The following is a 15,326-nucleotide window of genomic DNA, read 5'->3' on the forward strand; positions in this document are numbered from 1 at the left end:
GCCAACCCGGCTGTTCGCCGGAGCATGTGCTTCATGTCCATATTCAATCTTCTTATGATGAATCTATTTATTTACTATACCAATTGAATCTCTACATCACAAGGTTAGTCAAACGACATTATCCATCATACAATTCTGCTAATAACCAGAATCTTTCTTTAAAAGAGCGAAACTTTTTCCAATCTGTATCGTCTATACTTTTAAATTAAGATTTCTGACTTCGAAAATCTTATTTCTGTGATCAAGAACTCACCGCACCCAGACAATAACCATAGATTGCATAAAAACCCATTTTTAATTTAAAAGCAGACTTGGCTACAATTACAAAAAAAGACTACAGCTTCTGCTGTAATCTTTTCACTGTAGATCTGCGAAATGATAATCTCATTTCCCGTTCACATGATGATTTATTGCTCTGACTCGCGCAAATCAATCAGTCGAAAAGTGTGATCGGTCTGCGCTACCTGTTCAATATCAGTAGGGACAGCAGGCAGATAGGATGTCTCCAATCCTTGCCTTCGCATAAGCTTTTCAATAATCGTAATCGTTTCCGCTTCTGTACGATCAGCGACAACTGTTAATCTGAAGCTCTTTCCACGGTATAACAATTCCCGGCAAAGTTCTCTTACAATGCCTTCGATCCGCCCTGCCTGATTGGAAGGGATGAGCAAAATCTGCTCGAAACCGTCAGGTTCCGGACGGGAAAGATGGCGCTGGTGCATGGCATGAACGGCCATTGCCGCCAGGAAGTATATGAGCAGAATCATAGTCAGATGAGCAACCATGGCAACTGCACCTCCTCGGAAGGTCATGCTCACCCATGGCGAACATCCCTGTATACAACAAGTATATGCTGTACTTCCTGAAGGGTTACACTTGCATTTCCCATCACTCATATTCCATTCTGATCGACACCGGACGAAGAAAGACAGGCCAGGTCATTCATTCACGCCTAAGCTTGAACATATGTTCCGCACAACTTTACACTTTGCTCATTTGCAGTGATAAAGTCCATTAACCCGCAGACCAATCCAACATTCTGGAAAGGGCGCGAGTGAACACCAATCTATATTTCATCAAGGTTGAACCAACCAATGGACTGACTTACGATATAAATGCTGCTTTATAAAGAAATAGGCTATTAGAGCGTAACCCAACCATATTTGATCGAATTGATAACAGCTTGTGTACGGTCGTCCACTTCCATCTTTTGCAGAATACTGCTGACATGGTTTTTTACTGTTTTTTCACTGATGAACAGGAATTCACCAATCATCTTATTGCTCTTACCTTCTGCCATCAAACGCAGTACTTCAGCCTCACGACGTGTGAGCGGGTTATTGTCGCCAGCGACAAATTTAACACCTGCTTCCTTCGAAGCTCCTTCACTCATTGCCCCTGTTTCATTAAGATACGTCATACGACGCAGCTGCATGATCAGTTTGCCTGTTACTTTCGGATGAATGAACGCATGTCCTTCATGCACGGAACGAATCGCATTGATCAGAGACTCGGCCTCCATATCCTTCAGCAAGTACCCGTTAGCCCCTTTACGAAGCGTCTCAAATACATAACTTTCATCATCATGAATGGACAGGATAATCACTTTGACATCAGGGAACAGCTCACGCAATTTCTCCGTTGCCTCAACCCCGTTTTCGATCGGCATGTTAATGTCCATCAAAACGATATCAGGTTTATCCTGATTGCAGAATTCGAGCACTTGAATACCATCGCCGCATTCGCCGATGACCTCAATGTCGTCCTCCATATTTAAAATGCGTTTCAGTCCCTCACGGAACAGCTGATGATCATCAGCCAAAAGAACTTTAATCGATGCTTTACCAGTATCACGGTTTTCCATCATCCTGCTACTCCTTTCCCTTATCCACGTTTGTCGGGATATGAATCACTATTTTGGTTCCTTGATTTTCTCCGGATTCAATCTCTATTCTTCCTTCTAACAGTTCAACCCGTTCTCTCATCCCAATCAGACCGAAGTGGGTATGATCCTTGCTTTTCTTCGCAAGAAGCTCCGGTTTGAACCCAAGCCCATTGTCCTGAACGACAATTTTGACGAGCTGAGCCTGGTATGTAATTTCCACTACAACATAAGTGGGATAAGCATGCTTTGCAGCATTCGACAGACCTTCCTGCACGAGGCGGTAGATCGCTGCCTCCATCGCGGAAGATAAACGGTGTTCTTTACCTCTTGTTTCAAAAAGCGACCGGATTTTCGTTTTTACCTCAAAATCCTGCACGTACTTCCGAAGCGTTGGAATCAGTCCCAGATCATCCAGTGCCATAGGACGCAGATTGAAAATAACTTTTCTCATTTCTTCAAGACTGGAACGAACCTGGCCTTTCAAATCTACTATTTCGGCCTGGACCATCTTAAAATCCTGCTTAATGAGCATTCTTTCTACAATTTCCGTCCTAAGCACTAGATTGGCGAGCATCTGCGCAGGCCCGTCATGAATCTCACGAGCAATACGTTTCCGCTCTTCTTCCTGGGCCAAAATTATTTTCAAACCAATCATTTGTCGATTTTTGGCAGATTCGATGATCCGGGTCACTTGACCCAGTTCACCTGACAGGTATTCGAGTACAACACCCATCTGCGAACCGATGGTCTCGGCACGCTCCACAGAAGCTTCCACATTTTTGGCACGCTTCTGCAGGTCATCCCGACGGGCCTTCAGATACATTTCCTTCTCACGATAAATCATCAGATCCAGCTGCAGCTGTGTTGCTTTCTCATACGCCTGCTTGATATCATGCTCGGAATAACGGACAAAGTCGCGGCTAACCTCAGTCAGCCGGATCCGGGAACGGCGGTAGTTCAGCTCCAATTGATCTACTTTCTCGATCGTTTCCGCCGTCTCCTTCAACACCGACTTTAACTCCTCGTTGAGTGTTTTCAGCTCATCGCGAGTCGCGTCCATGATCTCGAACATTTGATATTTGCTGTTTTCCATGACTTGTATGGCGTTTTTAATGACGCGGTCTATGGCATCGGCTTGTAAATCCACGTTTGTTCGACTCCATTTCTATCGTTTCCGGTATATATCATACCATATCACGATGAGATGGTAACGGTCTTCGTTTTCTGTTCCCATTTTACAGTCAGTCCAAGTTGCTCGGAAACGAGTCTAAGTGGGACTAAAGTCCTGCCACCCGTTACGTATGGTGCAACAGTTGCGCTCTGTCTTTTACCATTCAGAATGAATTCTTTCTGCCCTACAACCAGATCAATCAGCTTGCCACCACGTAATACCGTGATCCGCTGATTTTTGCTATCCCAGCTTGCCTGACCACCAAAAGCGTCCAAAACATGTTTGATTGGCACATACGTCGTACCATTTTTCAGGACTGGTGCTGCATCAATGGCTTTTTTCGTTCCATTCATCGTCATCGACTTCTGCCCAAGTACAAGCGAGGCTGTTCCCGTAGGCAATCCAACTTCACTGGACTTGGAAGGCATCGTGAATGCGATGTTGTCAAATGCAACCGTACCTGTCTTCGCGCGCTCATCCTGACCCTCTTCCACGTTCACCACATAGACCCGCTTCAGCTTCGCCGGATAGGCGATGTTCAGTCCGTTCAGGTCTACACTCAGCTTCTTCCAACCGTTCCAGTCAATCGCTTTGGCAAGATCGGCATATACGGTTTTGCCATTGGCATCCGTAAATTCGGCACGCAGCCAGTTCAGGCTCTTATCTCCCATAACATCCATCGACATCGATGTCGCTGCAGCAGATACCTCTCTGCCGGTAGAACCATTCAGTTGTGCATAAGCGTACATTTTGCCTGTTCCAGCTGTCATATCATAACCGAGTTGCAGTACATTGGAGCCAGCCTTCTCACCAGTTCCTGCTGTAACGGTTGCCGAACCAGTTACGCCCGCTGCGTTCGTTGTGAAGTTGATCGGATAATTCACATTTTCGAAGTTCTCCCAGATCGTTTCGCTTGCAGAAGCCGAGAGTACTACGACTGTGCTGTAACCATCATAACGACCAATCGCATATCCTACTTGTGCACCGGAATTGACGGAAGATACGGTTAATTGGTCAGCAGTGACTTTACCTTTGAACCCGATAAATTCCCATGTCAGCGAGTCCGCCGGAACCGTAACACTTTGTCCGCTCTTCGTTGTTGCCGTTACCGGAATGGACATCGTTGTGCCTGCTTTGAGCGAACCTAGACCCGATCCTGCTGTCAGGGAAGCCAATTCACTTCCACCCAGTACCGATACTTTAATGGAGGATGAAGCTCCATTGCTCGTTGCCGTCAAGGTTGCTGTACCTGGCTTCACGCCTTTGATCGTGCCGTTGCTGACACTCACGATGCCGTTGTTGCTGGACTTCCAGGACATGCTGATATCGCCTGTTGCGATTGGGTTGTAGTAGGTGTCATATCCTTTGGCTGTGTACTTGCCCTCTTGTCCCACCAGCAACGTTTGGCTGCCACTCACGGCAAAGCCCTTCAGTTTACCTACAGGAGCCGTAGAGAACACACCCAGCGTGTTTACAACCTGACGTTGCTCGGTGCCATACTCTGTGTTGAACGTCAGACCGGCGGTTTGCTCACCTAGTGGACGTGTTACCATTGTTGTGGAGCCGCCTCCGTCCAAGTTCATGCCTTTCCAGACACCCACACTGGTCATAAAGGATTGCAGTTCCGTCAGCGACATCCCGCTGCTGTTACTGTTCTTCTCCGCTGCAATGATGTAGACATACCGACCATCCTGGGAGTATCCTACTGCCGTTCTTGCACGAATACCACCAATGCCGGACGCAGCGATATCACGGGAAAAGGAAGCTGCCTTACCACCATTCACAAGAATGGTATGACCGCCAATCATCATCTCCAGATTACTTGGATCAACCGATTGCCCCGTTGTTTTGGCTTTTAACTTGTAATCCGCATCCAGGGTTTGCCCAACAGATAGATGGCTCATGATCCATGTCGCTGCTGTACCATGCGCACGCAAAATGTACCCATCCTTCGGCACCGTCATGTTTAACGCTTTTTTATCCGAGATTTGGGTGATTACTCCGTTCTGCACGAGAACCTCTGTCGGCGTTGTGGAAGGGTCATTTGGACGTTTGGTGGACGTCCAGGCAGGTGTATAAATATACATCGAGTTGGCATGACTATATTTCACTGCACCCGACTCTACCGTATAATCCTCTTTATTTATCCCACGCAAAGCGAAGGTTGAACCATCCTGCGCCTTCACTGTTCCGTCAAAGGAATACTCGTCGATCATCGGCTTGCCATCCTTGGTCACCGTGAGGGCATACATGCCCGATAGTTCGGAAGGTGTGGAAACCAGTACGCCATCAGAGACCTGTCCACCAATAGGGGCGAGCTCTCCGGATACATTGAAGTAATCGCCGTTTACAGCAGCTACTGCACCATTTTCCTTGGCCATGGCACCTGTGCTCTGTTTGCTGTTCAGATTACCGCCCTTTCCTGTCATCACATCCAGCTTCACATATGGGTTCTGCAGATCCACCTGGATTACATCCGCCAGTACGTTGACCTTGGAACCGGAACGTGTTGTCGTATATCTGTATTTCATGAGCTTCGCACCCGAAGTCAGAATTTCTTCACTCAACTTGCTAGTATTGGTAGATGCCGCTGCGGCCACCGATTGCCACGAAGTGCCTGACCATATCTGCCCGCCTGTGCTCATCACCGGTGCAATCCAGATCACACCCGCCAGCGTCACGATTGCCCATTTTTTCACCTTACTGCCCTTAACGTCTTCCAGCTGTTTCTCATGTTTCCCCAGCATGTCTGAAACGTCTCTCCCATCTTGTATATCAATCTTAGACATCACGAACACTGCCAAGTAGGCAGCCGATAGCGAGATCTCTAGTATACTCTTCTATTAATAGACTGCTTTTTGTGGAAAAAGTTACGTTTGTCCCCTACATTAGCATGCATAAATTATGAAAATAGATAACTGGCCACATCCTTACTGCCGGTTTTAGCTATTCTCGTCCATCTCAACGAAAAAGAGGCATATCAGCAAGTTTAATCTGGCTGATATGCTTCTTAAATAGCATTAGTTATTTCGTGGGATTCGTTATTACAGGTAACCAATCTGATTCAGCATACGTTTGAGCATTACTGCAGCCTGTGCTCTTGTTGCTCTGTCCAAAGGCTTAAATTCCGTTGGTGACACCCCTTGGATAATTCCTGTCAGAACCGCCTTCGCAACAGCATCCTCAGATTTTATTTTATCGGCATCCTTAAATCTGGACAGTGTGTTCTTTGCAGATAATTGAAGAGATGGTGATTGCCCGGCATAATTCATTGCTCTAACCAACATGATTGCCATCTGCTCCCGAGTGACTAAGCGGTCGGGCTGAAATTTTCCATCGCTAGTGCCCACAATGATTTTGGCTTCAACCGCTGCACCAATTAATGCATTTGTTGAACTTTTCTTGCCAAGATCTTTGAATTTTTGTGCCGCTGTCGCGTTGGCTTTGAGCCCCAAACCTTTGGCCACCCATTCTGCAAACTCTGCTCTTGTTATCTTCGTATTTGTATTGTATGTTCCAAGATTATCTGAGGTAATAATCCATTTGGAGGCCAATTCGGTTACAGCATTTCGTGCCCAATCTGCCGTGTTCGGGAAGCTAACCAGATGTGTTATCGGTGCTACAATTTGATTCCCATTAAGTAATCCTCTTGCTGTAATTCCAGTTGACGTTGTTCTAAATCCGGTCGGTACATAGGATAATGCCTGTGTGTTGGGATCAATCGCAGTCAATCCTGTTAGAGTAGTGGATGTGTTGCCAGGAAGCTTAATCCAGTACTGGCTTTTGATATTCTGTTCCACACTTTTGCCTGTGTTGCCATTGAATAATGTGGTGAATACCTCCGTGGCATCTCCCAGACTCTGAGCGTTGGATCTCGATAAAACATATTCCATGGCGCCTGCAGAAAGTCTTGGCACAGTCTCCATCTGTACATACAGTGTTGCCGTACCCGGAGCTGTAGTAATTCCTGCACTTTGTCCCATACTTACCAAGTTCAGTTCAGATAAAGGCACACTCCATATGCTGTCTTTATATTTGACCCCAATCGTACCCGTGCGATACCTGGAAGCCATTTGGGATAACTTATGGAATGGAATTCCAACGTATGCTGTCTCATTGCTTTCTGGTACTTCGAACAATATAGGTTGGTTTAATTTATAATTTGCAGAAGCATATTCAAATGCTTGTCCAAGCTTGGTCTCATCGATCGTATACTGCTGCGTTGTACGATTATTATGTGAGGGTGTGCTCTTAGCAGAAGCTACATCCGTACTCATGACCAGAAGTCCTTGACCAAATCCAGAATCAGCCGCACTCCACTCGGTCAGCCACGCGGGGCGCCCTACTGCTGTAGTATCTGTGGGATTAGTGATTGTGCTCTCCTGAAGTGTCAACGGACCAAATGCCCCTACCTCAGTATTAAGCGCATCTCTAAGCGACACTAGTCCAGGTGTATAGGTAACCGTGCCCGTCTGTCCAGCCGGCACCGATTCGGACAGTTTCAAGGTAACCACTGATCCTGTCACCGAGGCAGAATTCACCTGAATGGTCTTGCTACCAATCAATACTTTGAACTGAGCAGGTGTTAATAACGGCTCAGTTTTCAAAGCGTTTCGGAAGTTAATCCGTATTGTGTCCCCTTGTAAAATACCTGACAAGATCGTTCCGTTGCCATATGTATGTGTCACAGGAACAAGATCTAGCAGAGCTGCCTGATTACCAGCTAAGTCCGTCAGACGATAAGCCCCTGGAACATAAGAAAGGGTTACGATCTGTGCACTTGTTACGGGTGAAGCAAGCGTTAGTGTCACAAGATCGTCCTCGATGTCTACATTGTTAACAAATACAGCTTTGCCATCTACCAATACGGAATACTGATTGTTCAAAGGTTTGTTCAATCGACTTAATGGCTCATTATAGTAGATCCATAGCTTATTGCTGTTAATCTCAGCCTTCTGAAATTCAGGTGGCTTCGTATCATTGCTATTACGCACATAAAACCCACTGAAACCAGCAAGTGCCTGCCCGCGACTATCCTTAATAGGCTGTTCACTCGGCTGATAGGATACCCGGACAACTTCACCATTAGATATCGAACGACCGAGATTCAATGTAACAAGTGAACTGTTATTGGTCGACATACTGCTGACACCCACAGCTGATCCATCTGCAGTAACACTGAACTGTTTATATGCATCACTTGAGTTAATATACACGGTCTCTGGATAATAGAGATTAATTGTATTCGTATATGCTATACCTTCACGTGGTTTGGACATGATGGAATCCAGACCATTCTCCACGTCTCTGGTAGAGAATGCAGGTGCTGCATTAAGTGATAAGTCCTGAATTTTGCGTATCCCGGTTGCTGGTGTATAAGCGATTTTTACTACCTGCCCTACCGCTACTCCCGTATCGAGTACAACATACACACTATCCCCTGACACGTAGGATGAGCTTACATTCCGATTCTCGCCATTAACTGTAACTGCGAAACTTGACGGTAACGGCTCAAGGGTTGAAAGTAACTCGTCATACGTCAATCGGATAATCGTATTGCTGTACATTTTTACTGTCTTAAGTACAGGAGCGGTTGTATCAACAGACAACGTTCTGAATGTCCATGCCGTAGCTCCATTCAATCCAGTGAAAAGATTTCCTGATCTGTCTCGAAATACATTGGCGGGAATATCAATGGTATACGTTGTGTTACTCGTCAGACTCGTTTGCGGAATGATGCGCAACTGACGATTATCGGAACTGTTTATGATTGTTGTAGCATTAACCGTTCCACCATTCATATTTTTCAGCATGGCTTGCGCCGTGTAATTGGTATCCAGTTCTTTGTTGAACGTTAGGGTCAAATCACCTGACAGCCCCACACCTGTTGCCCCATTCGTTGGAGACAAGGAGGTCACAGTTAATGCTGTAGGATCGGATAGCACAGTGAATCCCCAATCGATTCGTTGTATTGCGGACGTGTCATTCCCATTGGCATCACGTAAAAAACCTGTTGGTACAGCTATGTATATCGTGCTGTTATTTGGCCAATTTCTAGCCGGATCAATCGTAACCGTTGTTTGGGATGTATTAAAGCTGATCTGTGTTGAATTCGCATCAATCTCCTCATATAAGGTACTTCCCTGATAGATCTGTAGCTTGCCAGTACCTCTGGACATTGCTTGATCGTAGGTAAGCACGATATTAGCAGACGGTGATACGCCTGTGGCTGCCGTTTGCGGTGACCGGTTTAACAGTCTGGCTGGATTAGCTGCGGAAACATGGAATACCCATTCCTTATTTAAACCTGCAAAGGGTTGATTATCCGCATAGACAAAAGATTGACTGCCAATAGAAACATAGAAGCTACCGCCTGGCAAAGCTGAAGCTGGTCTGATTTCTACCAATTTCCCTAGGCTCGCATCAGCATCGATATCGTCTGGTCTGACGGTTACCGCTGGACTATTCACGTCAATCTCTGAAACGATGGAGCTATCGGAGATTCGACGGATAGTGATTTTATCTCTAGTACCATCAAACTTCTTTACCGGGTTATTGAATTCAATCTTGAGTGGCACAGAACCGTCCACCTGAGTAGCATTTAACAAAGGAAGCGTCGCAATAATTCCTTTTCCAGCCAATTCGTCTGCTGCATATGCAGACTCCATACCTACCCATCCGGTCAACCAGCCTTGTGCAACTAACATCACAACCATAAGACTAACCAATCCCTTACGGGCCATTTTATTCACTAACACCCAACCTTCCCCCTTATCTCAATTTCCTAATTGTCTGATATACAGACCTCTATATTTATGTCGGTCAAAGGGAGATTTTCAATTAATAAAATGGAAATATATGGTGCTTTATTTTGTAAAAAGATGCAAAAAGCCCCTGATTCCATATTGGAATCAAGGGCTTCATTGGATCGACAAATGACCGTTAACGAATTACAGTCCTGCTTGAGTTTTCAAAAGGTCTACTTTGTCCACTTGCTCCCAAGGTACATCCAGGTCTGTACGGCCGAAGTGACCGTAAGCAGCTGTTTGTTTGTAGATTGGGCGACGCAGATCCAGCATACGGATGATGCCAGCCGGACGAAGATCGAAGTTGTTGCGAACAAGCTCAACCAATTTCTCTTCGCTGACTTTGCCAGTTCCGTATGTATCCACGTTGATCGATACCGGGTTGGCTACACCAATCGCGTAAGCGAGCTGGATTTCCACTTTGTCTGCAAGACCTGCAGCTACAAGGTTTTTCGCTACGTAACGAGCCGCATATGCTGCGGAGCGGTCTACTTTTGTCGGATCTTTACCAGAGAAAGCGCCACCGCCATGACGTGCATAACCGCCGTAGGTATCTACGATGATTTTACGTCCAGTGAGGCCTGCATCTCCCTGAGGTCCGCCAATAACGAAACGTCCTGTTGGGTTAATGAAATATTTAGTCTGCTCATCCAGCAATTCAGCTGGAACGACAGGCAAGATTACGTGTTCTTTGATGTCTTTTTGGATCTGCTCCAGTGTAGTCTCTTCAGCGTGCTGAGTAGACACAACGACTGTATCCACACGTACCGGCTTGTCACCGTCGTATTCAATCGTCACTTGAGTTTTACCATCCGGACGAAGATATTCCAATGTACCGTTCTTACGCACTTCCGCCAGACGGCGTGCGATACGGTGGGACAATGCGATTGGCAAAGGCATGAGTTCCGGTGTTTCGTTCGTTGCAAAACCGAACATCAGACCTTGGTCACCTGCACCAATGTTTTCTGTCTCACGAGCCACTTGTTCCGGGTCACGGTTCTCAAGCGCTGCGTTAACGCCTTGGGCAATATCAGCAGACTGCTCATTCAAAGAAGTCAGAACTGCACAAGTGTTATAATCAAAACCAAACTGGGCATTTGTATACCCAATTTCCTTAATAGTATTACGAACGATGGACGGAATGTCCACGTATTCAGAAGCTGAACTGATTTCACCGATGACAAGCACTAAGCCTGTGGCTACGGAAACTTCGCAAGCTACGCGAGCATTGGGGTCGTTTGCAAGAAACGCGTCCAATACGGCGTCTGAGATCTGATCGCAGATTTTATCCGGATGTCCTTCGGTTACAGACTCCGATGTAAATAGATGCCGGCCTTTAACAGACATGAAGTTTCAACCTCCCATAACTAGTAGTATGGCGATTGCCCGAACAAAACATGACAGCGATTCGTTCACTGTACCCTCGAAGCTTTCCAAATGGAATAAGGACGCAGGGTCCGCAGTTACGAAGATAAGGATTTTTCAGGTAATTGCCTCAAACGAAAATCAACCTTTCCCTAGTGGAAAAGGTTGCATACCTCAAATGCCATCTTAACGTATTTGTCAAGACGTGTCAAACGGATTTGGGATAAGGAAAATGCTCTATAAGTGCTGCTCTGCCTGACGAATTAGCCTTTTCGTTATCTCTCCACCAACCGATCCATTCTCGCGGGAAGTCAGATGCCCCCACCCTTTGTATTGCCCATAAGAGTGATCACTCACTTCACCCAGTTCAGATCCAAATTCTGTATCCGCACCAGTCAAACCTCTGCCACCATAACCCACATTGAGGCCAAATTCTGCAGCGATCTCATACTTCATCTGATCCAACATTTGACGACTTTCGGGTACCACTTTGCGATTGCTTCTAGCCATGGTTCCTGCACCTCCGTATAATTGATTGTCAACAGTTATAGAGTGAGCAGGAACAAGGCTGACTAGCCGTATTAATGTTTGTTAGAACTGGGTAATCTGCGCAAATGAAATATACGACTACTGAATAATTCCTTTTACAGCTACAAATCCTATTTCAGAGTATATCCACCACGAACCATTACGGTTAGGCTATATTTGTTCCCTTCCAATACCGCGATCCCCCGTCCATCCCTTGGAAAAGAGAGCAGGTGATTGGTCGGCGCTGCCTGCCCATTCGTTAGGTCAATCCCGTCCGTCAGATCAGCTACACCATTCGTACCTTCACTGACGATCACAGCTTTACCGCTACGTACAATGAACTCCGCGCCAGACTTGCCGATCAGCTGTTGACCCGGCTTCACCGTTACGATCTCAACGGCATCAGAAGCGCCTGACACCAGTGGAGGAAGTGAAGTGTCTCCACCTGTGCTACCGGAGTTCCCGTTTCCGGTAGAGCCGTTATTGCTGCCAGATGAGTTGCCAGAGCCTGTGCTTGTGCCTCCACCCAATGCTTTTTGAATCTGCTGGTCTACATAACTCTTCGTTACAACCGGATCGTCTGCTGTTCCTGGCTGGCTTGTACCTGCACCGATGGCCGTATTGCTATATACCGACCCAACCCACACGCCAACACCAATCGCGAGCGCAGCAAGGGATACTTTCATATAAGGTTTCATGTGAATCATTTTCCTCCTCTGGTAATCTATTAACTTTAACTATAGAGAAAAAATAGGGATGCCACAAGCAAAACCTCGTTTCCATTGGTGTGGAAACGAGGTTTTGTGGACAAATCTAACGATTATTCGAATCTATGCATCTATCTCAAATCGACAGGTTCTTCCTTCGGTAGCTTGGTCAGGTCATATCCGTAGCTTTGTTCCGCAAGACGAAGACGTTGTCCCTGGAACTGATCATCTACGCTTAAGCGATACGAACCACCACGCAACTTCTCGAAGAAGCTGTCTTCTACGCTCCAGCTCAGTGTCTGGTTGGTTCCCACTTTCAGATCGGTTCCCAAAGTCAGCTCTTTCTCATATGATTTACCTGCTTGATCCGTCAGAGTGAGGATTAACTTGTGTTCGTTCTCACCCATCTCAATCTCTTCATTACGGGATAAGCTGTAATTCATCTCAATCTGTACAGATGAGCTGCCTGCCAGATATGCTCTCACACTGTTGGCAGTCCAAGAATAAGGATAGAGATCAATATTGGTTAACGAGCCTTGAACACTAATGGAGGTTGTCGGTACTTCGAATGCCAGAGCATTCACATAAGCAGTCGCTTCCCCTTGACCGGTTACAAACTTGCTGTCTGCAATACCTTCACCCACAATCAGACGCAGGTCTGAGAAAGTAACGGACTTCGGAATCTTAGCCCAGAACGTAACAATCGACTTCTGTCCCGGACCAGGCAGACGCTCTGCTTGCTTCGCAGTTGCTCTGTAATACTGGCCATCCGATGTTTTGAAGTAACCTACCAGTTTACCGAGACCACTTTGACGCAGTGATTTGTTCGTCATTTCGAATTCTGTATACACGATGTCCGACGAAGTTCCCGGATAACGAATCGTTCTCCGCACACCCATTTCGGTCTCTTTATCAGCAGTACCCGAAGTGTATGTCTTACCACTTCCAACATAAGATAACGGTGGGACTAATCCAGACGTATTTAACGTAATCCACTCATTCGACTCTTCTTCACTAACTTTCTCGTTAAGACTAAGTTCCAGACGAGATATACGTAATTCAGAAGGAATCTTGGTCAACAGATAAGCCTCGGTTGTCATACCTGCTCCAAGTAGCTTGCCACTTTGTGTGTAGATTAGCTTCTTGTCTCCTTCAATCTCAGCAGAATCAATCATAAACATCGCTTCAAGTTCAGGAAGTTGTACCGTTTTGTTACCTGCATTACGAATAGTCACTTTTGCGGCAACAATATCACTATCGAGCCACGGCAATCGCTGTAACGATCCAAAAGACACACCAAATGTACCTTTGTTATTCTTAATGACTGTTTCGGTCGTCAATCCATCTCCGCTGGATACCGATTCAGGAATCGCATAGACACCTACAGGATAGGAGAAGACAAATCCATTCGTTGGAGAAGACGTTGTGGATTCTGTGCTTTCATTTTTGTCTACCGGACTCATAACGTACAGCTTGATTTTGCTTGTATCCCCATCACCCTGAAGAGTTGCACTGAGCTTAATCGTCTTGATATCGCCCGGATTCAACTTCAATGTATCCAATGCTTTGGTTTCAATCGGATAGACTGTCCCGTCTGTATTCCGTACCTCAAAGGTATACGTCGGCACCTTAATCGCTTTCTTGCCTTCATTCTTGAGCTTCATTTGAAGGTTAAGACTATACTCACCATCATCAATTCGGACTTTGGCAGATTCAAGCAATGTGGACAGTCGTTGTCCTTCAACAGAAATGATATTGGGCTGATGGGTTGCGACTTCTACATTCGTTTTGCTAGCCTCTGGCAATTGCAATGCAGCAACAGGCAGAACACTCTTCTCTTCACCCTGTTCCTCTACCAGTAACAGCTCAGACCTTTGCAGCTTCACAGACGTAGGAAGAGATGCCATCAGACTGAGGGCCTTATTAGCTTGAGCCTGGATGCTAACATTCGTACTGTCTTTATCCGGAGTTAACGGATAGTTCGTACCACTTGGCGTACGCAAGATCCATTTGATATTCGGATTTTCAAGCAATTTATAACTGATATTGTTTAAATTCACGCCAATTTTCACATACTGATTCTTATCTTCACCTGGAAACACTTTAATGCCAGATACTTTCACCTTCACCGCAGAATCGCTCAGACGAACCGTCTTTGGCTTACCTACAGGTGTAGTAATACTATAGGATGCGGGCACGTTAAACTTACCCAACGTACGTTCATAGTTAGCTTGACTGAAATCCCATTTCACGATGAGGAAGTTCAGATCGCTCAGTTTTACTTCGCGACCCACTTTCATGACATAGGTCAAGTCAACTGTTGATCCAGGCGCGACTGTTTTCTTTTCCTGATCTTTTGCGATTAGTTTAGGTGAGAACGATGTTCCACCTTTGGTTTTCACTTTGCTCCAGTAATCAAGCATCATCATTGGAGTACTGTCATTGTTCTTATAAGACAATGTATACGTAACCACGTTACCATCGTCCTGAGCCAAAATATTGACATCTGTTAATCTTACGGAACTTCGTGCTGTCACTTTAACAGCTGATAGGTTACCGAGTGTATGTACAACCTGTTTCGTAGTTGTTGTCGTTTTCTTCGATATACTGCTATTTGAACTGGTGGCAGACGTTTTATTGGTTGTGCTCGCTGCCATGGCAATGCCAGCTGTTGAACTGATCAACAACATACTCGCGAGCAAGCTCACAAACATTTTCTTTTGATCCACTTCCAAACCTCCCATAAGTTGCTTGTTGCTATTATAGTATAAACGTTTGAGAAGGGTAGAAAGTTACGATGTTGTTGTGATTTTATGTACAAAAAAAATAAAGACCCTTGCTTAGAGCCAAGGGTCCTTATTTGT

The 15,326-nt window shown here is 45.7% G+C and carries 9 protein-coding genes; all 9 read right to left on the reverse strand.

The window, feature by feature from the left end; genetic code table 11:
• Window positions 1-407: 407 nt before the first annotated feature.
• On the reverse strand, window positions 408-785 hold the full coding sequence (locus tag HF638_RS08010; RefSeq protein ID WP_169479749.1) for a hypothetical protein: 378 nt from the start codon (window positions 783-785) through the stop codon (window positions 408-410).
• A 356-nt stretch (window positions 786-1,141) separates the two neighbouring features.
• Window positions 1,142-1,864: a response regulator transcription factor gene (locus HF638_RS08015; RefSeq protein ID WP_026081439.1), complete on the reverse strand. Its 723-nt coding sequence runs from the start codon at window positions 1,862-1,864 to the stop codon at window positions 1,142-1,144.
• A gap of 7 nt (window positions 1,865-1,871) precedes the next feature.
• Window positions 1,872-3,032, reverse strand: a complete 1,161-nt coding sequence (locus tag HF638_RS08020) for a sensor histidine kinase (RefSeq protein ID WP_074092506.1) — start codon at window positions 3,030-3,032, stop codon at window positions 1,872-1,874.
• A 47-nt stretch (window positions 3,033-3,079) separates the two neighbouring features.
• Window positions 3,080-5,803: a stalk domain-containing protein gene (locus tag HF638_RS08025; protein ID WP_169479750.1), complete on the reverse strand. Its 2,724-nt coding sequence runs from the start codon at window positions 5,801-5,803 to the stop codon at window positions 3,080-3,082.
• Between the two features lie 297 nt (window positions 5,804-6,100).
• Window positions 6,101-9,814: a SwmB domain-containing protein gene (locus HF638_RS08030; RefSeq protein ID WP_169479751.1), complete on the reverse strand. Its 3,714-nt coding sequence runs from the start codon at window positions 9,812-9,814 to the stop codon at window positions 6,101-6,103.
• Between the two features lie 192 nt (window positions 9,815-10,006).
• On the reverse strand, window positions 10,007-11,209 hold the full coding sequence (metK, locus tag HF638_RS08035) for a methionine adenosyltransferase (RefSeq protein ID WP_169479752.1): 1,203 nt from the start codon (window positions 11,207-11,209) through the stop codon (window positions 10,007-10,009).
• 255 nt (window positions 11,210-11,464) lie between these two features.
• The gene (locus tag HF638_RS08040; RefSeq protein ID WP_169479753.1) at window positions 11,465-11,737 is read right to left on the reverse strand and encodes an alpha/beta-type small acid-soluble spore protein; all 273 of its coding nucleotides are present in this window, start codon (window positions 11,735-11,737) and stop codon (window positions 11,465-11,467) included.
• A 149-nt stretch (window positions 11,738-11,886) separates the two neighbouring features.
• Window positions 11,887-12,453, reverse strand: coding sequence for a hypothetical protein (locus HF638_RS08045; RefSeq protein ID WP_169479754.1), 567 nt, complete (start codon window positions 12,451-12,453; stop codon window positions 11,887-11,889).
• Between the two features lie 140 nt (window positions 12,454-12,593).
• Window positions 12,594-15,191 (reverse strand): hypothetical protein, encoded by a 2,598-nt coding sequence (locus HF638_RS08050; protein WP_169479755.1) that lies wholly within the window; start codon window positions 15,189-15,191, stop codon window positions 12,594-12,596.
• Window positions 15,192-15,326 lie beyond the last annotated feature (135 nt).

The sequence above is a fragment of the Paenibacillus sp. SZ31 genome (assembly GCF_012912005.1).
In the GTDB taxonomy this organism is placed as follows: Bacteria; Bacillota; Bacilli; order Paenibacillales; family Paenibacillaceae; genus Paenibacillus.